This window comes from Streptomyces sp. R-74717 (assembly GCF_047305335.1).
GTDB lineage: Bacteria > Actinomycetota > Actinomycetes > Streptomycetales > Streptomycetaceae > Streptomyces > Streptomyces atratus.
In genome coordinates this window covers 4,244,719-4,266,293 of the sequence record NZ_CP102361.1, presented here as the reverse complement: position 1 = coordinate 4,266,293, position 21,575 = coordinate 4,244,719, and the positions used below count along the sequence as shown (strand labels likewise).

Here is a 21,575-nt window from a genome sequence, read left to right as displayed (position 1 = left end):
CCTCAGTGGACGGGGTGCATGGTGCGCTTGAGCCAGGGTGCGGCGGCGATGACGGCCACACCGGCCACCACCGCGATTGCGCCATTGACACCGAAGTAGGCGGGGTTGGAGACCTCGCCGTACAGCTTCACGACCTGGGCCTGGATGCCGTTGGCGAGGGCCAGCGAGAGGAACCAGAGCGCCATGGTCTGGCTGGCGAACGCCTTGGGTGCGAGCTTCGTGGTCGCGGACATGCCGGAGGTCTCCAGCAGGATGTCGCCGAGGCCGAGCAGCAGATACGAGCCGACGATCCACCAGGCGGCCATCTTGTAGGTGTCGCCGGAGTGCCCGGAGGTCGGCAGCACCATCAGCAGGAACGACAGTCCGCCGAGGATCACCCCGATCGCGATCTTGTTGGAGGCGTGCGGCTGACGCGGGCCCATCCGGGCCCAGACGGCGGCGACCACCGGGGCGAGCGCGACCTCGAAGGCACCGAGCGCGGAGGCGTACCAGCTCGCCGGGAAGTGGAAGCCGAGGATCTCGGTACGGGCGTTGGTCGACGCGAGCAGAATCATCGTCGAGTACGCCTGGAAGAGGATGAAGTTGAAGACGACGGAGGCCAGGAACAGCACCACGTACGGGCGCAGCCTGCCGCGTTCCTCGCTGGTGACCCGCGGGCTGCGGAACATCACCATGAAGTACACGACCGGTGCGATCACCGAGATGAGGGTGAGCAGGTCGACGAAACGGTTCATGGTCAGCCAACCCGCAAGGGCCAGCGCGGTGGCGACGGCGGCGACCACGACGGCACCGGCCGCGATCAGCCGGACGGCGCGGCGCATCGGCTCCGGAGCCAGCGCGAATTCGGCGCTGTGCTTTCGCCCAACCAGGTGACGCCGGCCCAGTACGTACTGGATCAGACCGAGCGTCATACCGAAGGCTGCGGCCGAGAAGCCCCAGTGCCAGCTCGCATGGTCCCCGAGCCAGCCGGTGACCAGCGGGCCGAGGAACGCCCCGATGTTGATGCCCATGTAGTAGAGCGCGAAGCCGGCGTCGCGGCGCTCGTCCTCGGTGCGGTAGAGCTTGCCGACCATGGTCGCCACATTGGGCTTGAGCAGGCCCGTTCCGGCGCTGATCAGACCGAGGCCGGTCCATGTCATGGCGTCGGTGGGCACCGCCATGGCGTAATGCCCGCACGCGATGAGAATTCCGCCGTACAGGACGGCGCGGTATGAGCCGAGGATCCGGTCGGCCAGCCAGCCGCCGGCCACGGAGACCAGGTAGACCAGAGTGCCGTAGGCGGCCGAGACGGACGCCGCGGTGCCCGCCTCCATGCCCATGCCGCCGCGGGCGACGGTGTCGGCGAAGTAGAGGACCAGGATCGCCTGCATGCCGAGGAACGAGAACCGTTCCCAGACCTCCAGGCCGGACAGGGTCATCAGACCCCGTGGCTGGCCGAAAAAGGCATGGTCGTCGCTGGGTGGCGGCTGAGTCGGTTCAGTGTCGGTTGCCGTGAAGGACAAAGGGAGAACTCCTGATCGTATGAGCTGATCCCGAACATACCGGCGGTGGCGGGAAGGCGCCCATGGTGATCGAAAGGGGACCGGATACGCTGACTTGAGTGATGACAGCGACAGATCGACATTCCGTGTGATCGTCAGCAGACAGGAGATCCCCTCGTGACCGTCGTCGGGCCGTTCGGACTGAGCGTGCGGGACCACGCTCTTGAAGCCGATGTCCAGGCCGGTTTGGCTGCTGTCGAGTCGGGGCTGCTCGATGCCACCAAGAGCGGCGTGCCCTTCATCACGGAGGCCGCGCAGCATCTCGTACGCGCCGGGGGCAAGCGATTCCGGCCGCTGCTGGCCATGCTGGCCGCCCAGTTCGGCGACCCCGACGCGCCGGGCGTCGTGCCCGCCGCCGTCGTCGTCGAGCTGACCCATCTCGCGACGCTCTACCACGACGACGTGATGGACGAGGCGGACGTACGCCGTGGCGTCGACAGTGCCAACACCCGCTGGGGCAACTCGGTGGCCGTCCTGACCGGCGACTTCCTCTTCGCCCGCGCCTCGCACATACTGGCCGACCTCGGTCCGGAGGCCGTACGCATCCAGGCGGAGGCGTTCGAGCGGCTGGTCACCGGCCAGATCCTGGAGACCGCGGGTCCGGGCGACGGGCGCGACCCGGTCGAGCACTACCTCGAAGTGATGCGCGGCAAGACCGGCTCGCTGATCGCCGTGGCCTGCCGGTTCGGCGCGATGATGGCCGGCGCGGACGAGACGGCCGTCGACATCCTCACCCAGTACGGGGAGCGGCTCGGCGTCGCCTTCCAGCTCGCCGACGATGTGCTCGACATCGCCTCCGACTCCCACGAGTCCGGCAAGACCCCCGGCACCGACCTGCGCGAAGGCATCCCGACGCTCCCCGTGCTCCATCTGCGGGCCCAGGCCGCGGCCGACGGAAAGCCGGACGACCTGGAACTCGTCGAGCTGCTCGACGGCGACCTGAGCGACGACGCCCGGCACGCCGAGGCGCTGCGCAGGCTGCGCGCCCACCCGGCGCTGGAGCAGGCCCGACGGGACACCATCCGGTACGCGCAGGAGGCGCGTGCGACGCTGGCGCCGCTGCCCGCGGGCTACGCGAAGGCCGCGCTGGAGGAGCTGTGCGACGCGGTGGTGCACCGGGCGGGCTGAGCCCGTTCGGGTGGCCACCCCCTACGGGACGGTGGGCGCCCAGGCATGTGGCGTCATACCGAAGAGGTAGGCGGAGTTGCTCCCCGGGAGTGACGATTCCGCGCCGCCGTTTTGGTCAGATGGAGAACAACCACTCCTGAACGATCGGTGAGAATGGCGGCACGGAGTGGACGAGTGCATCCGGACGGAAGCCGCCGACCACGGAGGTAGGGCACACATGGCACCGAACGACAGCGTAGAGACCAACGGCGGGATCAGGGGCAACACCGTCGACCGTCGAAAGGCGGCACGCTACATCGTCCCGGTCGCGGTGGCGGGAGTGGCGGCCGCGACGATCGGGCTCGTCCCGGCGCTCGCGAGCACCGGTGACCCCGATCTGCCGAAGATCACCGCACAGCAGCTCATCGAGAAGATCGCCGCTTCGGACGCCCAGCAGCTCTCCGGCACGGTGAAGATCAGCACGGACCTCGGCATCCCGTCACTCGGCGGTCTGGCCGGCTCCTTCGCCCCCGGCGACACCGGCAGTGCCGAGGGCGATTCGACCGCCGACCCGCAGACGAAGATGACGGAGCTGGCGTCCGGTACGCACACCCTGCGGGTGGCCGCCGACGGCCCCGAAAAGCAGCGGGTGTCGATCCTGGAAGACGCGGCGGAGTACAGCCTGATCCACAACGGTGATCAGGTCTGGGCGTACGACAGCAAGACCAACCAGGCCTACCACGCCACCGAGGACCGGAGCGGGAAGAAGTCCGGGCACTCGACCCCGGTTCCCGAGGACGTGCCGACCACGCCGAAGGCGCTCGCCGAACAGGTTCTGAAGGCTGCGGGCCCCACCACATCGGTGACGGTCGACGGCACGGCGCAGGTCGCCGGACGTGACGCGTACAAGCTGCTCATCAAGCCCAGGCAGAGCGGCTCCACGATCGGCTCGGTCACGGTCGCGGTCGACGCGAAGAACGGTGTGCCGCTGAAGTTCACCCTGCTTCCGAGCAGCGGCGGCAAGGCCGCCGTCGACGCCGGTTTCACCAAGGTCGACTTCGCGAAGCCGGCCGCCTCCTCGTTCACGTTCACCCCGCCCAAGGGCGCCGAGGTGACCGAGGCCGACGACGCGAAGGCACAGCAGGAGACCGACGGGGCAGGGGGCCTGGGCATGTTCCCGGGCGCCGAGGGACTGGGCGCCGGGGACCAGGGGTCCAAGGACACGAAGGTCATCGGCGAGGGCTGGAACGCGATCGCCGAGATCAGGACCCCGGGCGGCACCGGACTCCCCACGAAGGCGTCGGGTGACGTACCGGCCGAGGCGCAGCAGTTCCTGGACTCGCTGGGCGACAAGGTCTCCGGAAAGTTCGGCTCGGGCACGGTCTTCAAGACCCGCCTGGTCAACGCGCTGATGACGGACGACGGCAAGGTGTACGTCGGCGCGGTCACGCCGGACGCGCTGGTCAAGGCGGCTGACAACGCCGCCTGACGCCGGGGTGCGTCGCGCTTCGGGCCGCTGACCGACCGCCCCGCCGTACCCTCCGTACGGCGGGGCGGTCCGCTGAGGTGCTGTCCGGCCCTGATCCGCCGGGCAGGCCCTACCCGACCCATGGGGGAGTACGCATGACAGAGCCTGGGACCGTGACCGAGCCGAGGGCGGTGACCGCCCCCGGGGCCGTGATCGAGACACGGGGCCTCACCAAGCGGTACCGCGGCGGCCAACTCGCCGTCGACGGCCTCGACCTCAGTGTCCCCGGCGGCAGTGTCTTCGGATTCCTCGGCCCCAACGGCTCGGGGAAGACCACGACCATCCGGATGCTGATGGGTCTGATCGACCCGACGTCCGGCACCGCGCAGGTCCTCGGCCACCCCATGCCGGGCGCGGCCCGTGCCGTACTCCCGCAGGTCGGAGCCCTGATCGAGGGGCCCGCGCTGTACGGCTTCCTGAGCGGCCGGGACAATCTGCTGCGCTACGATGCCGCCGACCCGACCGCCGATCCGCGCACCCGTCGGGACCGGGTCGGGCAGGCCCTGGACCGGGTCGGTCTCGCCGCGGCGGCCGGCAAGAAGGCCAAGGCGTACTCGCTCGGCATGAAGCAACGCCTCGGTCTCGCCGCCGCCCTGCTCCAGCCGCGCCGCCTGCTCGTCCTGGACGAGCCGACAAACGGCCTGGACCCGCAGGGCATGCGTGAGATCCGTGCCCTGGTCAGAGAACTGGCGGCGGAGGGCACCACCGTCTTCCTCTCCTCCCACCTCCTCGACGAGATCGAGCAGGTCTGTACACATGTCGCGGTGATGGCCAGGGGCCGGCTGATCACCCAGGGCCCGGTCGCGGATCTGGCGGCCGGGGCGCGCGGCCGGCTGGGCGTCACCACCCCCGACCCGGGTGAAGCCGCCCGCGTCCTCAAGGAGCTGGGTGTCACCGGTATCACGGTCGACGGCGACCGGGTGAGCGCCGAGGCCCCGCCGGGCGACGTCGAGCTCGCGGACCTCAGCGCGGCGCTGGTGCACGCCGGCGTACGCCTGCGGTCCTTCGGCGTCGAACGGGCCTCGTTGGAGGACGCCTTTGTCGCACTCACCGGAGAGGGTTTCGATGTCGCAGGCTGAAGCCGGAATCGTAGGGGCGGGCAGGGCGCGCAATCCGCTGTGGACCTTCGGGATCCTCCGCTCCGAACTCACCACCACACTCCGCCGCTGGCGCACCCTCGCACTGCTCGGGGTGCTGGCCGCCGTTCCCGTGCTGATCGGGATCGCGGTGAAGATCGAGACGAATCACGGCTCCTCGCCCGGACCGGGCGGTGGCGGGGGCGGCCCGGCTTTCCTCTCCCAGGTCACCAACAACGGCCTGTTCCTGGTCTTCGCGGCCCTGGCCGTGACGCTCCCGGTCTTCCTCCCGATGGCCGTCGGGGTCGTCGCGGGCGACTCGATCGCGGGCGAGGCCAACGCCGGCACCCTGCGCTATCTGCTGGTCGCCCCGGCGGGCCGGACCCGGCTGCTGCTGACGAAGTACGCCTCCGTCCTCACGTTCTGCCTGGTCGCGACCCTGGTCGTGGCCCTCTCGGCGCTCGCCGTGGGCGCGCTGCTGTTCCCGGTGGGTGAGGTCACCACCATCTCGGGGACCCGGATCGGGTTCGGCGAAGGGCTGCTGCGGGCCGGACTGATCGCGGTGGTGGTCGCGGCGTCACTGATCGGCTTCGCGGCGATCGGCCTGTTCATCTCGACCCTCACCAGCAGCGGGATCGCGGCCATGGCCGCCACTGTCGGGATGCTGATCACCGTGCAGATCGTGGACACGATCCCGCAGCTGAGCGGCATCCACCCGTATCTCTTCCCGCACTACTGGATGTCGTACGCGGATCTGCTGCGAGACCCCGTGTACTGGGACGAGGCGGTCAAGAACCTGGGACTGCAGGGCTTGTACGCGGCGGTGTTCGGCTCGGCGGCCTGGGCCCGTTTCACGGCGAAGGACATCACCGCCTGACGCGCGGCCCTTCGCACTCGTGCCGTCGGCCGGGCGAGCCGTCCCCCGATCGGCTCGTCGCGGCACGAACGGCACGAACGGTGCGAACAGCAGGAACGACACGACACGGCACGTTCCGTTTCCGCCTCAGTATTGTTCGACTTCTGGCGACGGACTGTCAACAAGGATTGGCTCAAATACACCTATGCTCACCGAATGATCACATCGCCGAGTTCACTGCGTCGCAGCGAGAGATCACGACGGGCGATCCTGGAAGCCGCCCTCGAACTGTGTACGGAGAAGGGATACGGCCGGGTCACGGTCGAGGCCATCGCGGCCAGAGCGGGTGTCAGCAAGAAGACGATCTACCGCTGGTGGCCGTCGAAGAGTGCGGTGATGCTGGAGGCGTTCACCGACGCACTGGTCGGCACGACGCCGTTCGTCGACACCGGTGACGTCGCCGCCGACCTGCGGGCCAATGTGATGGGCGCGGTGAAGCTGCTCTCCACGCCGCCCTACGGCCCCGCGTACGCCGGGATTCTCTCCGAGGTCCACCACGACGACGCACTCGCGGAAACAGTCAGAACGAAGCTGATCGACCCCCGCTTCAACGAGGCGGTCGCCCGCCTGCGCCGGGCCCAGGAGCAGGGCCAGATCCCACCGGGCGCCGATCTTCCGCTGGCGGTGGAGATGCTGTACGGGCCGGTGTACTACCGCCATGTGCTGCGCAAGCCGGTGCAGGACGAGGAGACGATCGCGGCACTGGTCGCGCATGTGCTGCGGGCGCTGGGGGCACCGGAGGTGCTCCCGCCGGAGGGCGGGAACGGCTGAGAATCGCGTGTGGAGCGATCACCGCGATCCGTACACCCGCTCCAGCACCTCCGCCACCCCGTCGCCCTCGTTCGACGACGTCACCTCGTCGGCCGCGGCCCGCAGGTCCGGATGGGCATTGGCCATGGCGACGCCGTAACCGGCCGTGCGGAACATCGGCAGGTCGTTGGGCATGTCCCCGAAGGCGATCGCGGTACCCGCGTCCATGCCCAGGAAATCGGCCGCCAGCGCGAGCCCGCTGCCCTTGTCGACGCCGTACGGCTGCAGTTCGACGGTGCCGGGGCCGGAGAGCGTGACGGAGGCGAGATCGCCGACTGCTGTACGGGCCGCCTCGGCCAGCGCGTCGTCCGTGAGCTCCGGGTGCCGGATGAGGACCTTGATGACGGGTGCGGACCACAACTCGTGGCGATGACGCGTCCGTTGGGCGGGGAGCGTGGGGTGGGGCATCAGATACCCCGGCTCGATCAGTGTCCGGCCATCGGCCCCGTCCTGGTCCACGGCCGCGTGGACCGGTCCCACCTGAGCCTCGATCTTGCCGAGGGCGGTGTCGGCCGCCTCCCGGTCCAGGGGGAGCGTGCGCACCATCCGCCCGGCCCCGGCGTCGTACAGCTGAGTCCCCTGCCCGCAGACCACCGGCCCCCGGTAGCCCAGCTCGTCGAGCAGCCCCCGTATGCCGGGCACGGGTCGCCCGGTGACCACGAGATGCCGCGCTCCGGCCCGTGCGGCCAGGGTGAGCGCGGCGCGGGTGCGGGGACTCACGGTGTCGTCGCGGCGCAGCAGGGTGCCGTCCAGGTCCGTGGCGACGAGGGCATATGCGGGTGGGATGGGCATGGACCAAGCCTAAGACCGACCGGGTGCGCGCACTTCGGCGTTGACAGGCGATGGCCGGCTGCGTGTAATGAGACCGGTGTCGCGTGACGCCGGTCAAAGAGCAGTGGGCCGGCCGGCGATCGGGCGAACACCCTGCATTCAAGGGGTCCGTGATGAGTTCCTGCTCCGCACCCTGCACCTGACGTAGCGCAGCAGCCGCACGTCATCATCTGCCGTTCGCGCCTCCCGGCACTGTCATGCGCGCCGTCCCGACGCCAAGTCCTGTGATTGCGCACCGTAGTTGCCGGCAGGCCGTGTCCGGCGGTCGGCCGTGCGGTGGCTCCGTCCCGTGCGCTGCACGATCAGCCGTTCCCGCAGTCACTGCGGGCTTCATCCGCATCTTCTGGAGACACAGAACCGTATGCCCACATCCTTCGATCAATCCGTCATCGAGGAGTTCCGTGCCAATGGAGGGAAGGTCGGTGGCCCCTTCGAGGGCGGCGATCTGCTCCTTCTGACGACCACCGGCGCGAGGTCGGGGAAGGGGACCACCACTCCTCTCGGCTATGTCCGCCACGGCGATTCGCTGCTGATCGTCGGCTCCAACCTCGGCGCCCCGAACCACCCCGACTGGTACCACAACCTGCTCGCCCACCCCGTGGTACGGGTGGAGGTCGGCACCCGTACCTTCCAGGCCCTCGCGGTTCCCGCCGAGGGAGTGCGGCGCGAGGAACTGTTCACGCGCGCCCTGAAAGTGGCGCCCGGATACGGCGACTACCAGGCCAGGACCACCCGGTCCCTGCCGGTCGTGGTGCTGGAGCGTGCCGAGCCCGACGGCTGGGAGAGCCCCCGCGAGATCAACAGCCTCGCCGACAAGGTCATGGAGGTCCACACCTGGCTGCGGGGTCAGTTGCGCCAGGTGAAGACGGAGGCCGATGCCCACTTCGCCACACGGGCGGCCCACCGGGGCCCCGGTGAACCGCCGGCCCCGAGCCTGGGGCTCCAGATCAGGCAGCGCTGCCTGGCGTTCTGCCAGGCCCTGGAGTTCCACCACACCAGCGAGGACGCGCATCTGTTCCCCGGAATCGCCCGCCACCACCCGCACTTGACCGACACCTTCGCCCGGCTCGCCGACGAACACCGCACGGTCGCGCGCATCCAGGGCGAGTTGGTGTCCCTGCTGGCGGGCATCGGCGTCGCCGATCCTGAACGTTTCCGCTCGGAGCTGGACCGGATGTCGGCCGAACTGAACGCGCACCTGGATTATGAGGAGGAACAGATCGTTCCGTTGCTGGCGGAGGTCCCCTGGCCTCCGGCTCCTCCGGCGCCACCGGCTCGCTCCACGAAGACGGCCGAGGGGAGCGGCGGCGTCTGACCGCGGTGCGCGGAGCCCGTGACGGCCCGTGATTCCCGAGCGGTCACGGCCCTCGCGGTGCCTCACGCGCCGGCGGTCCCGTCGTCCGAGGCTATTGGACGCAGAACTCGTTGCCCTCGGGGTCGGCGAGGACGGCCCATGTGCCGCCCGGTTCCTCGACCCTGCGGAGCACCGTGGCGCCCAGCCCCTCCAGCCGCTTCGTCTCCGCCTCGCGTCGCTCTGGGCCCGCGTGCACGTCCAGGTGGATGCGGTTCTTCGCGGTCTTGGCCTCCGGTACGCGCTGGAACAGGAGCCGTCGCCCGAGGCCCGTCCCGCTCTCCGCCTCGTACGGATCGTCCGGGTGCCGGACCGCCACGAGATCGAGAAAGGCCCGGCGGCCGTGGACCAGGACCGTCGCCTCTTCCGGCACCGCCCCGAAGTCGAGCAGCCGCTCGATCAGTGTGCTGTTGTCCTCGACCAGGTAGCCGAGGGTCTCGGCCCAGAAGGCGGCCTGGGCGTGCGGGTCGGACGCGTCGATGACGATCTTCCAGTCCAGAGTCATGGAAACCGTTTATAGTGGTTACATGAACGAGTTGGCAACGGGCACGCCGGGCCTGATTCTCCGTACGCCGGAGGGTCGTCCCTACCGCTTCGATCCCGGCGCCCTGTGCCTGGAGTTGCTGCCCACCGGCGGGTACGCGCGGTACGCCGCGTACGAGGTGCTGCACACCCCCGCCGACCTTGTGCGATGGGCGGGCGAGAGCCGACTGCCGGACGGGCTGTCGCTTTCGGTGAGTGCGGCGGAGCTGCGGCGGGCGCACGAGCTGCGCGCCGCGCTCTGGAATCTGACCGCCGCCCGCGCGCACGGCCGCCCCCTCGCCCCGGCCGACCTCGCCACGGTGAACGCCATGGCGGCCGAGCCCCCGCTCGTCCCTCGTATCGACGCCGACTCCGGCGGCCTCGCATGGGCCCCGGACTCCACCGGCAGTGCCCTTCTGTCGACCGTCGCCCGCGACGCGGTGGAGCTGTTCACCGGCCCGTACGCCGACCGAATCCGCGAATGCGGCTCCGACAGCTGCAAGTTGCTCTTCGTCGACACCTCACGGCCGGGCCGGCGGCGCTGGTGCGCGATGGAACGCTGCGGAAACCTTCACAAGGTACGGGCCCACCGCGCCCGGCACACCACGAACGATTGAGGAGTCAGCACGCCGACAGGGCGACCGGCCCCGAGGGCGCACACCTCTGGCTCGGCCCGGACGCCGAACTGCCCGCGGAGAAGGGCACCCCGTACCGCGCGAACGTGACGGTCGGCCCGTGATGTGTCACGTTTTTCGCGGCGGTGGGTGTCAGTGCGGGGAGGGTGGGTTTCCCTCGTCGTCACTCTCGATGAAGTGGTCGAACTCGCCGGCCTGGACGCCCTTGGTGAAGGCGTCCCATTTGGTCTGGGTGGTCGTGACGATGTTGGTGGGGTCGCCGGTCTCGCGGAGGTGAACGAGTTCGTCCGGGCCGAAGGTGATCTCGATCCAGGGGCCGGGCCCCTCCTCGCCCTCGGGCGCGGCGCGGACCCAGGTGAGGTCGGCGGGGATGTCAGTCATGGAGGGCGCCTTTCTTCAGGGCGCGGAGAAGGGCGGCCAGGGCGATGGGGGCGGTGCGGATCGTCATCTCGTCACCCTCTACGCGGAGAGCTGGGGCGCCTGTCCCATGCGCGGCGGGCTGCCGGGGCAGGGCGGGAAGCTGCTCTGGGTGGAGTGCGCGGCCAAGGGCGAGGATGAGGTGGGGAGCGAGCGGCCGACTCCTCTATGAGCGAGTCGCCTCGTGGTCGGGGAGTGCGGCCGGGGTGGTCCGGGTTGCCGGGCGCATGGTCAGGATCAGTACGGCCAGTCCGGCGAAGACGACCGCGGCGATGACGCCCGTGACGTGCAGGCCGGCGGTGAACGCCTCCCGCGCGGTGTGCAGCAGTTCCGCGCTTTGGCCGGCGGGAAGGTGCCGGCCGGCGGCGACCGCGTCGGCCAGCGAGTCGGACGTGCCGTCCATCCGGCTGCGGTAGACCACCGCGGCCACCACACCGAGCAGCGCGAGGCCGAGCGAGCCGCCGAAGTAGTTGCCGGTCTCCGACATCGACGCCGCCGAACCGGCGCGCTCCGGCGGTACGGACCCGACGATCAGCCCGGTTCCCAGCGCGAACAGCGGGCCGGTGCCCAGGGCCAGTACGGTGATGCCGGTCATGACCATCGGCAGGGCGTTCGCACCGTCGGCGCCGACCAGCAGCAGGCTGCCCAGCGCCGACCCCACCAGCCCGCCGGCGATCGCGGTCGTCTGCTTCATTCGCCGGGCCAGCGCCGGCGCGGCCATGGTGCCGACCGCCACCCCCAGGCCCATGGGAGCGAACAGCACCGCCGACGCGGCCGGCGAGAAGCCCAGCACGCTCTGGAGGAACTGGGTCACCAGCAGGCCCGTACCGGCCATGGCGGCGCCGGCCAGGCCCAGCCCGACGAATACGGCCGTGAACGGGCGATTGCGGAACAGCCGCAGGTCCAGCAGCGGCGTCTCCAGTCGCAGTTGCCGACGTACGAACAGCAATCCGATGGCCGTGCCGACGACGAGGGCCACCGCCGGCACGACCGGCACGCTCTCCACGGTCAGTTGCTTGATGCCGTAGACCATCAGAAGGACCGCCGCGAGCGACAGCCCGACACCGGCCAGGTCCAGCCGGCCGGCCCGGTCGCTGCGGAACTCCGGCAGCAGGACCGGCCCGGCGAGCAGCAGCAGCGCCATCGCCGGCACGGCGACCAGGAACACCGATCCCCACCAGAAGTACTGGAGCAGGAATCCGGCGAGTACGGGTCCGAGCGCGCCGCCGGTGAACTGGCAGGTCGCCCAGATCGCGATGGCCTTCCCGCGCTGTCGTTCGTCGCGGAACATGTTGGTGATCAAGGCGAGTGTGGAGGGCGCCAGGGTCGCGCCCGCGACGCCCAGCAGCGCACGCGCGACGATCAGCGTCAGCGGGCTGACCGCGAAGGCGGCCACGACCGACAGCACCGCGAACGCCGCTCCGCCGATCATCAGCAGCCGTCGGCGGCCGATCCGGTCGCCGAGCGTGCCCATCGTGATGACCAGGCCGGCCACCATGAGTCCGTAGCTGTCACTGATCCACAGCTGCTGGATGTTGGTGGCACCCAGGTCGGCGCTGAGCCGTGGGAGGGCGAGAAGCAATGCTGTCATGTCCATCGCGACGAGCAAGGTCGGCAGCATGAGGACGACCAGTCCCAGCCATGCGCGGTTGACTCGCATATCCGAAACTCCCTGTTCTCTCGACGTTTCGCCGGTTGGTCGGAGTGGTCGAGAGCTTCTTGACATCGGTACGGACGGAAATCTCTCGCGTCCGCCACGGCGGGGCGTCACCAGAAATGACGTCCTCGCGGTCCGGGCCATGCGACGGCGAAAAACTCATGCGAATGTTCGGGCGGGGATGTCAAGACGGCGGCGGCGGCTCCGACCAACCGGTCGAAGGGCCCCGCCGGGGCGCGTGAACCACGAGGAGTACGAGATGAAGTTCCTGATCAGCATGCATATCAACCCGGCCGTGATGGACGCGCTGAGCGATGAGGAGAAGGCGGCCATCGGCGCCGGCCACGGCACGTTCATCGAGGCGCTGAAGGAGTCCGGCGAGCTGATCACCACGCAGGCGCTGGTCGACCCGTCACAGGCAGCTGTGGTGTCCGTACGCAACGGCCAGCCGGTGGTGACCGACGGACCTTTCCTGGAGTCCAAGGAGTACCTGGGCGGCTTCTACCTCATCGACTGCGAGAACAAGGAGCGGGCGATCGAACTGGCATTGCAGATCCCGGACGCAGCGGTCGACGGTCTGGGTATCGAGGTGCGACAGGTGATGTTCGCTGACGGACAATTGGAGGCATGACAGCACCACCCATCGAGGACCTGCTGCGTGAGCTCACGCCGCAGGTCCTCGGCACGTTGGTACGTCGGCACGGCCAGTTCGAAGGGTGTGAGGACGCCGTACAGGAGGCCGTCCTCGCCGCCACCGTGCAGTGGCCGGCCGAGGGAGTGCCGACCAACCCGCGCGGCTGGCTGGTGACCGTCGCATCCCGGCGGCTCATCGACCAGATGCGCAGTGACCACGCGCGCCGCGAGCGGGAGGCGGCAACCCTCGGTGAGGTGATGCCCGAGGATGTACCGGACACCGACGACACGCTCGTCCTGCTGTTCCTGTGCTGCCATCCGACGCTGACCGCGGCCTCCCAGACCGCCCTGACGCTGCGGGCGGTCGGCGGCCTGACCACTGCGGAGATCGCCCGCGCATTCCTGGTGCCGGAGGCCACGATGGCGGCCAGGATCAGCCGGGCCAAGCAGTGCATCAAGGCCGCCGGCAGTTCGTTCAGCCTGCCGGACGGCGCGGAGCGCGAGGAGCGGCTACGAGTCGTCCTGCACGTGCTCTACCTGATCTTCAACGAGGGCTACACCGCCTCCTCGGGCAGCGAGTTGCACCGCGCCGACCTCGCGCACGAGGCGATCCGGCTGGCCAGGATGGTGCACGCGCAACTGCCCGAGGACGGCGAGGTGACCGGGCTGCTCGCGCTGATGCTGCTGACCCACGCCCGCCGGGAGGAACGTACGACGGCGGCCGGCGATCTGGTGCCGCTGGACGAGCAGGACCGTACGAAGTGGGACCGCGGGCTGATCGACGAAGGCATCGAGCTGGTCAAGGCGTCGCTGGCCCCTCCGGCGCTGGGGCCTTACCAGCTGCAGGCCGCCATCGCCGCCACGCACGCCGACGCGGCCACGGCCGGGGAGACCAACTGGCCGCAGGTGTACGCCCTTTACCTGATCCTGGAACGGATCGCACCCAACCCGATGGTCACCCTCAACCGGGCGATCGCGCTCGCCGAGACAGAGGGCCCGGCGGCCGGGCTGTCCCTGCTGGCCACATTGGACAGTGACGAGCGGATGGCCGGGCATCACCGGCTGCTGTCCGTACGGGCGCATCTGCTGGAGAAGACCGGCAACACGGCCGGGGCGTACGAGCACTACCGGCGCGCCGCGAAGTCCACCGCCAGCATCGCCGAGCGGCGCTACCTGGAGTCCCGGGCCGGCCGGGTGGGGACCTAGATCCGGCCGGGTGGGGACATGGATTCTGCCCCAATCCCCGGGGCACCCGCCGCATCCGCCCGACCGCGCCGTCTCAGGAGGCCGGCGCCGTTGTCCGTGGCGCTCGATCCCTCGGCTGCCGTACCACCGGGGTCCGGCCGCTGTTCGAGGGGTCGTCCTGGAGGCGGAACCACGGTCCGACGGGGCCTAGGCCGGACTGGTGGACCTGCTCCACGCTGTCGTCCGCGTGCGTGGTGGGCGAGGTTCCGCAGACGAGGAAGGACAGCGTGGACAGGGCCGCGGTGGCGGTGCGCAGGAGCACGCGGGAGTTTCCGGACGTGCGCGTAAATCGTCTCATAACATGTCATGAGAATATAAGCATGTGGTAGTTGTGGGATTGCCCGCCGTGACGCGCTCAAAGCCGCCTGAATGCCGTACCGCTCAGGTGGTTCAGGTAGTCCATGACAGCCCGGCCGTCGTCGGCCGGCGCGATCAGCCCCACGTGGTTGTCCGGGCGGACCAGGACGAGGGTGTCGGCGCCCGTTTCGATGCCGTACGCCGAGCGGGCGTGGCCTGCGTCGTCGGCCAGGCCATGGCGTGCTTCGGCGTCCACCCCGTACGCCCGCACCGCGTCGCCGTACGTCGTCTCCGTCGCCCGCAGCGCGTCCGCGGTGGCCGGGCCGAAGCCCAGCAGGGTGAAGTGCGGTCCGGCGAACGCCTCGAACAGCCGGGTCGGTGCGCCCGTCTCGGCGTTGCGGCAGGGGGCGTCCGGTGCGCGGTCGCCCGCTCGCAGGCGGGCGGTGGAGCCTGCGGGGGAGAGTGAGCTCCAGTGGTAGCCCAGGCCGAGGCCGGTGGTCTCCCCGGTGAACACCGAGTCCAGGCCGCCGCCCGGCTGCCTGATCGCATCGAGGGTGACCCGCAGTCGCTCGGAGCTGATGTCCAGCGCCCAGGAGGCCACGGGCAGCCGCTCCTCCTCGTACGTGTCCAGCAGGCCGGGATCAGCCTGGCCGGTGACGACCCGGGCGAGCTTCCAGCCCAGGTTGAACGCGTCCTGGATCCCGGTGTTCATGCCCAGTCCGCCCGCGATGGAGTGCACATGCGCGGCGTCCCCGGCCAGCAGTACGCGACCCACCCGGTAGCGATCGGCCATGCGCTCGTTGACCCGGTACGTGGACAGCAGCGTGGCCTGCGTCAGGCGGGTGCCCGGCAGTCCGGTGTGCTTGGCGAAGAGCCGCCGGAAGCTCTCCAGTGAGGGCGGTACGGGGGCTCCCGCCCGGTCCCGCTCCGGCCCCGCCTGGAACCACCAGCCCGAGCGCGTACCCGGGATCGGGCACAGCATCACGGCGCCGTCCTCGTCGAACCACTGGTGCCAGTAGCCGCGGTCGGGGCCGTCCGCCTCCACGTCCCCGCAGACCATCATCTGCTCCTCGGTCGTCTTCCCCTCGAAGCGGACGCCGAGCAGCCCCCGCACCGGGCTGTGGCCGCCGTCGCAGCCCACCACGTACCGCGCCCCGATGCTCCGGCCGTCTGTGAGCCCGACGGTTACGGAGTCGGAGCCCACTGTCAACCGATTGGCTTCCGAGCCGAGTTCGACGTGTACGCCGTACTCCGCCAGGCGGTCCCGCAGGATCTCCTCCAGCCGCCACTGGGCGATCAGCCACCCCCGGTCGTACGGGGTGTCCGGAGTCGGGTGCGATGCCCCGAACGGGTCGGCGTCGGCGATCGGCAGCCCGTTCCGGTACTTGCGCATGGGCAGCGGCGCCGAGCCCGCGGCCAGGACCCTGTCCACGACGCCGAGGTCCTCCAGGACCTCCAGGGAGCGGGGGTTGGGGCCCTTGGCCCGTGAACTGCGCGGGAATTCCGGGGACTTGTCGATGATCCGTACGTCGATGGAGCGCCGGGCCAGATCGCAGGCCAGAGTCAGGCCGGTCGGGCCCGAGCCGACGATCAGTACGTGGGTGGTGGGCGCGGATGTGGGCATGGAGGCTCCTCGGTTACGGTCCGTGGACCCCCAGAGAAGCGTAACCAAGTTAAAAAAGCAACTCGGTAACTAAAGTTGTGCGTCCGCGGCCTCGCGGGCGTCGTAGGCGGCGCGCGCCGGCGATGCTGCTGCTCGCGTACGGGATCGTGCTCCTGGAGCACGGGGCGGCGGACTGGGAACAGTCGGCGGGGGCGTTCGCCGCAGGGCTGCTCCTGATCGCGGCCTCTGTCCTGATCGAGCGGCGCTCCTCGGCCCCGTTGGTCGGACTCACCCTGCTGCGCCGGGCATCGGTGATCCGTGCCGACCTCGGTGCCCTGCTCTTCGTGGGCTCCTTCTTCGGCTTCCAGTTCGTGGTGACGCTCTGCCTCCAGGAGCTGCGCGGCTGGTCCTCGCTCCGGACCGCGCTCGCCCTGGTGGCGATGGGCGCCGACGCGGTGATCGCACCGACCCTCACCCCGCGCCTGGTGAACCGGTTCGGCAATGTCCGGGTCGTCCTCGGCGGCTTCGTCGTCGCCATCGTCTCGTACGGACTGTTCCTGCCGGTCGGGATGGACTGGTCGTACGGGGCGATGTTCCCGACCCTGATCCTCACCGGGGCCGCCTTCGCCCTGGCCTGCGGTCCGCTGACGATCGCGGCGACCGACGGCGTACCGGACCGGGAACAGGGCCTGGCGGGCGGGCTGCTGCACACCTCGACCCAGTTCGGCTCGGCGGTCGGGATCTCGGCGGTGACGGCGGTGTACGGGATCGCGTCGGCGGGTACGGACGGCTCGCCCGGAGCCACCCTGGCGGCCTATCGGGCGGCGCTCGTCGTCCCGGTGGTGATGGTGGCGGCGGGGGCGCTGGTCACTTCGCTGGGGTTGCGGCGGAGGAGGGCGAAGCGGAATCTCCGGCCGTCGGTGTCTGCTGCGCCGCCAGCCGCACCGCACGAGTCTGCGCCTGCGCCCTCGTCCGCCGCGCCGTTCGGAACGCGTCCCACGTCAGCAGGGTGAGCGCCAGCCACACCAGGGCGAACCCGGCCCACCGCTGCGGCGGCATCTCCTCGTGGAAGTACAGGATGCCGAGGATGAACTGGAAGACCGGCGCCAGATACTGCAGCAGGCCCAGCGTGGAGAGCGGTACGCGGATGGCCGCCGCCCCGAAAAGGACGAGCGGCGTGGCCGTGACGACACCCGTCGCGGCCAGCAGCGCCGAATGACCGAGGCCCTCGGAGGCGAACGTCGCATCGCCCTGCGCGCCCAGCCACAGCAGATAGCCGAGCGCGGGCACGAACAGCACGGCGGTCTCGGCGGTGAGCGACTCCAGGCCGCCCATGTTGACCTTCTTCTTCACCAGGCCGTAAGTCGCGAAGGAGAACGCCAGCGTCAACGAGATCCACGGCGGCCGTCCGTAACCGATCGCCAGCACGAGCACCGCCGCGACACCGGTGCCGACCGCCACCCACTGCGCGGGGCGCAGCCGTTCACCGAGAAGCAGAACGCCCATGGCGATGGTGACCAGCGGATTGATGAAGTAGCCGAGCGAGGCCTCGACGACATGGCCGTTGTTCACGGACCAGATGTACAGACCCCAGTTGACCGTGATCACGGCCGCGGCGACCGATATCAGGCCGAGCTTCTTCGGCTGCCGTATCAGCTCACCGATCCAGGACCAGCGGCGCAGCACGAGCAGTGCGATGCCGACGACCCCGAGGGACCAGACCATGCGGTGGGCGAGGATCTCGATCGCGCCGGCGGGCTTCAGCAGCGGCCAGAACAGCGGGACGATGCCCCACAGGCCGTAGGCGCCGATACCGGACAGCAGTCCGGCCCGTTGTTCATTTGTTCCCTTCACGGGCCCTCCCGGCACGTCTGTGTCAACTGCTCCGCCGACTGGACGACGGTAGCGCCGGGAGGGCCCCATGTCATAGCCGTATCGCCATACGGTCATGACATGGGGTCCGTGGGGTGCGGGGGAGCGGAGTTACGCCGCGGCCACCGCCGCGGCCACCGTCTCGGCGAGCGGCGTCGTCGGCCGGCCGATCAGCCGGGCCAGGTCGCCGCTCGTACCGGCGAGCAGTCCGCGCTCGATCGCGGCGTCGACGTCGACGAGGATCGCCGCGAAACCCTCGGGCAGACCGGCGCCGACCAGGATCTCCCGGTGCACGGCGGCCGGGACGTTCTTGTGCACGATCTCCTTGCCGGTGGCCTTGGCGACCTCCGCCGCGTAGTCCGCGAACGACCAGGCGACATCGCCGCTCAGCTCGTAGACCGCGCCGATGTGACCCTCGCCGGTCAGTACGGCGGCTGCCGCGGCGGCGTAGTCGGCGCGGGTGGCGGAGGCGACCCGTCCGTCGCCCGCGTTGGCGACGACGGCACCGTGCTCCAGGACGGGGGCGAGGTTGGCGGTGTAGTTCTCGGTGTACCAGCCGTTGCGCAGGAAGGTGTGCGGCAGCCCGGAGTCGAGGATCAGCTGCTCGGTGACCTTGTGCTCGTCGGCCAGCTCGAAGTCGGCGTCGGGGCCGCCCAGTACACCGGTGTACGCGAGCTGCGCGACGCCCGCCGCCTTGGCCGCGTCGATGACGGCGCTGTGCTGCGGTACGCGCTTGCCGACCTCGCTGCCGGAGATGAGCAGGACCCGGTCACCGGCCCGGAAGACGTCCTTGAGGGACTCCGGACGGTCGTAGTCGGCGACGCGGAGCTCGACGCCGCGGGCGGCGAGCGGGGCGGCCTTCTCCTCGTTGCGGACGACGGCGGCGATCTCGTTCGCGGGCACGGCGGTGAGCAACTGGTCGATGACGAGACGGCCGAGCTCTCCGGTGGCTCCGGTGACAACGATGCTCATGGGGGTTTTCTCCTCTTTGGGGGCACTGGTCCTCGTTTGGGCTCGCAGACTCACTGTACGGGGTGCACTAACCAATCGAAAGTACCCACTTTGAAGTAAGGTACTGATATGAGCGTGAGTGACCTGAGCAGGAAGCCCGATGTGAACCGGCAGATGTGCCCCTCCCGGCTGGTGCTCGAACATGTCACCAGCCGCTGGGGCGTCCTGGTCCTCGCCGCCCTGCTGGAGCGCTCGTACCGCTTCAGCGAGCTGCGCCGCGAGGTCGGCGGCGTCAGCGAGAAGATGCTGGCCCAGACCCTCCAGACGCTGGAGCGCGACGGCTTCGTGCACCGGGACGCGAAGCCCGTGATCCCGCCGCGGGTGGACTACTCGCTCACCGGGCTGGGCCGGGAGGCCGCCGAGCAGGTGTGGGCGCTGGCCCGCTGGACCGAGCGGCGCCTGGACGCCGTGCAAGCGGCGCGCGAGACGTATGACGCCGAGAAGAAGGAGCAGGCTCAGTCCGGCTGAGGCGCGCGCCCCTCCTCCAGCGTCCGCAGCGCCCGAGAGACGTCGAACGGCAGGATCGTCACCGCCACGTGCGGCAGCTGCGCCAGCGTCTTCGCCATCTGCTCACCCGTGCCCCGGTGCAGCAGCTTCCCGAGCGCGTTGCTGTACAGCCGCCGGGGCACCAGCACCGTCAGCCAGGTCTCCCCGTCCTCCGTGGTGCGGGACACGAGCTCCTTCATGGCATGGCGCAGCCGCCGGTCCGGGCACTCCACCAGCTCCAGGGACACGGACGTGGCGGCCGTCGCCTCCCACCGGGCGGCCAGCCGTCTGGCGTACGCCTCGTCGATCGCGAAGTGCACCGCCCGGATCTCGTCCGGGCGCAGCTCATGGGCGTACCGCAGGGCCTTCAGCGTCGCCAGGTCGAGCGTCTCGACGAGGACGAAGACCAGATGGCGGCGGAACCGCGACCGGTCGGCGCCCGGAGCCTGGATGCTCTGCAGCACGGCGGCCTCGCGCCGGTACTCGCGGTTGATCCGCATCAGCGCCCACACCCCGAGCGGAAAGACCACCACGACCAGCCAGGCGCCTTCGGTGAACTTGGTGACGGCGAAGATCAGCACCACGGCGGCGGAGATGACCGCGGCGGTCCCATTGACCGCGATCTTGAGCCTGCGGTACGGCTCGCGACGCCGCAGGTGGTACGCGGTGAGGCCGGCCCCGGCCATGGTGAAGGCGGTGAACACGCCGATCGCGTACAGCGCCACCAGCTTGTCCACGCTGGCACCGGTCACCAGCAGCAGCGCCAGGGAGACGACGGCCAGCGAGATGATGCCGTTGGAGAACGCCAGCCGGTGCCCGCGCCGGGTCAGTACCCGCGGCAGGAACCGGTCCTTGGCGACGAAACTCGCGAGGTACGGAAAGCCGGTGAACGGGGTGTTGGCGCCGGTGTAGAGGACCAGCGCGGTCGCCAGCTGCACGAAGACCAGCCCGGCCGTACCGAGCGGCCCGCCGCCGAACGCGAGATGGGCCTCCTGCGCGATGACGGTGGGTGTGCCGTCGGTGTACGGGACGGCATGGGTGAAGTGCGCCAGCGTGGAGACGCCGAGGACCAGGACACCGAGCACACAGCTCATCGTGATGAGAGTGCGGCGGGCGTTGCGGCCCTGGGGTTCACGGAACGCGGAGATGCCGTTGGAGATCGCTTCGAGCCCGGTGAGGGACGACCCGCCGTTGGCGAACGAGCGCAGCACGATGAAGAGCGAGGCGCCGTAGAGCCAGCCGTTGCCCGGAGTGCCGAGCGGCACGACACCGGCGGCGTGCAGATCGGCGCGCGGCAGCTCGCCCGTGAGCCCGCGCAGCGCGGCGACGAGAAGGACGAGGCCGACGGCGGCCATGAAGAGATAGGCGGGCAGCGCGAAGGCCCGGCCCGCCTCGCGGACCCCGCGCAGATTCCCGTACGCGAGCAGCACGATGACGGCGACGGAGACCGGGAGCTGGAGATGGTCCAGGCCGGTGAAGTTGTTGCCGGCCAGATGGGCGAGCGAGATCAGGGCGTTGGTACCGGCCGAGACCTGGACGGCGACGGTGACGATGTAGTCGACGAGCAGCGCCACGGCGGCGATCTGCGCGATGTTGGGCCCGAAGTTCTCCCGGGCGACGACGTACGACCCGCCCGCCCGGGTGTAGATCATCACGACATCGCTGTAGCAGAGCGTGAGGAGCAGCAGTACGAGCAGGATCGCGCCGGTCACCGGCATGAGCAGGGTGAACGCGGCGGCGCCGACGACGGGTACGAGGACCCGGAGCATCTCCTCGGAGCCGTACGCGGACGAACTGATGCAGTCGGAGGCGAGTACCCCGAGCGCCGTCCGGTTGTTCAGCTTCTCCTCGCTGATGCGCTCGGTGGTGAGCGCTCTGCCGAGCAGACGCCGCTTGATGCGGTACACGGGGCGGTCCGGGGTCATGGCCACATGGTGCGCGGTGGCCGGTCGCACCCCTGACCGCAATCGCCGGACGGACCGAAATTCAGCCCGTCCGGCGATGGGAAGTACCCCTGAGGGTGCCTTCGGCCGATGT

General features: G+C 70.0%; 22 protein-coding genes and 1 pseudogene. 13 read left to right on the top strand and 10 right to left on the bottom strand.

The window, feature by feature from the left end:
* Positions 1 to 2 precede the first annotated feature (2 nt).
* Entirely contained in the window at positions 3 to 1,502 is a 1,500-nt protein-coding gene (locus NRF20_RS19295) for a peptide MFS transporter (protein WP_398632711.1), read from the bottom strand.
* A gap of 156 nt (positions 1,503 to 1,658) precedes the next feature.
* On the opposite strand from NRF20_RS19295, the gene NRF20_RS19290 reads away from it, so the two are divergent.
* The 5 genes from NRF20_RS19290 to NRF20_RS19270 all read left to right on the top strand — a co-directional run bounded on the left by NRF20_RS19290 (position 1,659) and on the right by NRF20_RS19270 (position 6,939).
* Positions 1,659 to 2,669 carry a polyprenyl synthetase family protein gene (locus tag NRF20_RS19290; protein ID WP_398632710.1) on the top strand — a complete coding sequence of 337 codons (1,011 nt, stop codon included), beginning with the start codon at positions 1,659 to 1,661 and terminating at the stop codon, positions 2,667 to 2,669.
* A gap of 217 nt (positions 2,670 to 2,886) precedes the next feature.
* On the top strand, positions 2,887 to 4,137 hold the full coding sequence (locus NRF20_RS19285; RefSeq protein ID WP_413752958.1) for a LolA family protein: 1,251 nt from the start codon (positions 2,887 to 2,889) through the stop codon (positions 4,135 to 4,137).
* Positions 4,138 to 4,271: 134 nt separating this feature from the next.
* Positions 4,272 to 5,255 (top strand): ATP-binding cassette domain-containing protein, encoded by a 984-nt coding sequence (locus NRF20_RS19280; protein WP_398632708.1) that lies wholly within the window; start codon positions 4,272 to 4,274, stop codon positions 5,253 to 5,255.
* The gene (locus tag NRF20_RS19275; protein ID WP_266358811.1) at positions 5,242 to 6,129 is read left to right on the top strand and encodes an ABC transporter permease; all 888 of its coding nucleotides are present in this window, start codon (positions 5,242 to 5,244) and stop codon (positions 6,127 to 6,129) included. Before NRF20_RS19280 ends, NRF20_RS19275 begins: the two co-directional genes overlap by 14 nt.
* 195 nt (positions 6,130 to 6,324) lie before the next feature.
* Entirely contained in the window at positions 6,325 to 6,939 is a 615-nt protein-coding gene (locus tag NRF20_RS19270) for a TetR/AcrR family transcriptional regulator (protein ID WP_398632707.1), read from the top strand.
* Between the two features lie 18 nt (positions 6,940 to 6,957).
* On the opposite strand, the gene NRF20_RS19265 is transcribed toward NRF20_RS19270, so the two are convergent.
* Positions 6,958 to 7,770, bottom strand: coding sequence for an HAD family hydrolase (locus tag NRF20_RS19265; protein ID WP_398632706.1), 813 nt, complete (start codon positions 7,768 to 7,770; stop codon positions 6,958 to 6,960).
* 400 nt (positions 7,771 to 8,170) lie between these two features.
* Here NRF20_RS19265 and NRF20_RS19260 point away from each other — a divergent pair, with 400 nt between their 5' ends.
* The gene (locus tag NRF20_RS19260; protein ID WP_398632705.1) at positions 8,171 to 9,124 is read left to right on the top strand and encodes a nitroreductase/quinone reductase family protein; all 954 of its coding nucleotides are present in this window, start codon (positions 8,171 to 8,173) and stop codon (positions 9,122 to 9,124) included.
* A gap of 91 nt (positions 9,125 to 9,215) precedes the next feature.
* Here the strand turns inward: NRF20_RS19260 and NRF20_RS19255 are convergent, their stop codons facing one another.
* Positions 9,216 to 9,665, bottom strand: a complete 450-nt coding sequence (locus NRF20_RS19255) for a VOC family protein (protein WP_398632704.1) — start codon at positions 9,663 to 9,665, stop codon at positions 9,216 to 9,218.
* Positions 9,666 to 9,687: 22 nt separating this feature from the next.
* On the opposite strand from NRF20_RS19255, the gene NRF20_RS19250 reads away from it, so the two are divergent.
* The gene (locus tag NRF20_RS19250) at positions 9,688 to 10,299 is read left to right on the top strand and encodes a CGNR zinc finger domain-containing protein (RefSeq protein WP_413752957.1); all 612 of its coding nucleotides are present in this window, start codon (positions 9,688 to 9,690) and stop codon (positions 10,297 to 10,299) included.
* Complete coding sequence (locus NRF20_RS19245) at positions 10,296 to 10,421, top strand: hypothetical protein (protein ID WP_398632702.1); 126 nt, start codon at positions 10,296 to 10,298, stop codon at positions 10,419 to 10,421. Before NRF20_RS19250 ends, NRF20_RS19245 begins: the two co-directional genes overlap by 4 nt.
* Before the next feature lie 28 nt (positions 10,422 to 10,449).
* Here the strand turns inward: NRF20_RS19245 and NRF20_RS19240 are convergent, their stop codons facing one another.
* Positions 10,450 to 10,698, bottom strand: a complete 249-nt coding sequence (locus NRF20_RS19240; protein ID WP_398632701.1) for a DUF397 domain-containing protein — start codon at positions 10,696 to 10,698, stop codon at positions 10,450 to 10,452.
* Here NRF20_RS19240 and NRF20_RS19235 point away from each other — a divergent pair.
* Positions 10,688 to 10,906, top strand: coding sequence for a hypothetical protein (locus NRF20_RS19235; protein WP_398632700.1), 219 nt, complete (start codon positions 10,688 to 10,690; stop codon positions 10,904 to 10,906). The two genes, NRF20_RS19240 and NRF20_RS19235, sit on opposite strands and share 11 nt — an antisense overlap.
* Here NRF20_RS19235 and NRF20_RS19230 read toward each other — a convergent pair.
* On the bottom strand, positions 10,901 to 12,394 hold the full coding sequence (locus NRF20_RS19230) for an MFS transporter (protein ID WP_413752956.1): 1,494 nt from the start codon (positions 12,392 to 12,394) through the stop codon (positions 10,901 to 10,903). The genes NRF20_RS19235 and NRF20_RS19230 overlap by 6 nt on opposite strands.
* 256 nt (positions 12,395 to 12,650) lie before the next feature.
* On the opposite strand from NRF20_RS19230, the gene NRF20_RS19225 reads away from it, so the two are divergent.
* Together NRF20_RS19225 and NRF20_RS19220 are read left to right on the top strand one after the other, a co-directional pair.
* Complete coding sequence (locus tag NRF20_RS19225) at positions 12,651 to 13,022, top strand: YciI family protein (protein ID WP_398632698.1); 372 nt, start codon at positions 12,651 to 12,653, stop codon at positions 13,020 to 13,022.
* Positions 13,019 to 14,230 (top strand): RNA polymerase sigma factor, encoded by a 1,212-nt coding sequence (locus NRF20_RS19220; RefSeq protein ID WP_413752955.1) that lies wholly within the window; start codon positions 13,019 to 13,021, stop codon positions 14,228 to 14,230. Before NRF20_RS19225 ends, NRF20_RS19220 begins: the two co-directional genes overlap by 4 nt.
* 73 nt (positions 14,231 to 14,303) lie before the next feature.
* Here the strand turns inward: NRF20_RS19220 and NRF20_RS19215 are convergent, their stop codons facing one another.
* Complete coding sequence (locus NRF20_RS19215) at positions 14,304 to 14,531, bottom strand: hypothetical protein (RefSeq protein ID WP_398632696.1); 228 nt, start codon at positions 14,529 to 14,531, stop codon at positions 14,304 to 14,306.
* A gap of 93 nt (positions 14,532 to 14,624) precedes the next feature.
* The gene (locus NRF20_RS19210) at positions 14,625 to 16,190 is read right to left on the bottom strand and encodes an FAD-dependent monooxygenase (protein ID WP_398632695.1); all 1,566 of its coding nucleotides are present in this window, start codon (positions 16,188 to 16,190) and stop codon (positions 14,625 to 14,627) included.
* 122 nt (positions 16,191 to 16,312) lie between these two features.
* On the opposite strand from NRF20_RS19210, the pseudogene NRF20_RS19205 reads away from it, so the two are divergent.
* Positions 16,313 to 16,849: pseudogene (locus NRF20_RS19205) on the top strand (MFS transporter); the annotation flags it as partial.
* A 187-nt stretch (positions 16,850 to 17,036) separates the two neighbouring features.
* Here the strand turns inward: NRF20_RS19205 and rarD are convergent.
* The gene (rarD, locus tag NRF20_RS19200) at positions 17,037 to 18,023 is read right to left on the bottom strand and encodes an EamA family transporter RarD (protein WP_398632694.1); all 987 of its coding nucleotides are present in this window, start codon (positions 18,021 to 18,023) and stop codon (positions 17,037 to 17,039) included.
* Between the two features lie 129 nt (positions 18,024 to 18,152).
* On the bottom strand, positions 18,153 to 19,013 hold the full coding sequence (locus tag NRF20_RS19195; protein WP_398632693.1) for an SDR family oxidoreductase: 861 nt from the start codon (positions 19,011 to 19,013) through the stop codon (positions 18,153 to 18,155).
* Positions 19,014 to 19,121: 108 nt separating this feature from the next.
* Here NRF20_RS19195 and NRF20_RS19190 point away from each other — a divergent pair, with 108 nt between their 5' ends.
* Positions 19,122 to 19,520, top strand: coding sequence for a winged helix-turn-helix transcriptional regulator (locus NRF20_RS19190; protein ID WP_266358786.1), 399 nt, complete (start codon positions 19,122 to 19,124; stop codon positions 19,518 to 19,520).
* On the opposite strand, the gene NRF20_RS19185 is transcribed toward NRF20_RS19190, so the two are convergent.
* On the bottom strand, positions 19,508 to 21,463 hold the full coding sequence (locus NRF20_RS19185; protein WP_266358785.1) for an APC family permease: 1,956 nt from the start codon (positions 21,461 to 21,463) through the stop codon (positions 19,508 to 19,510). The two genes, NRF20_RS19190 and NRF20_RS19185, sit on opposite strands and share 13 nt — an antisense overlap.
* Between the last annotated feature and the right edge of the window lie 112 nt (positions 21,464 to 21,575).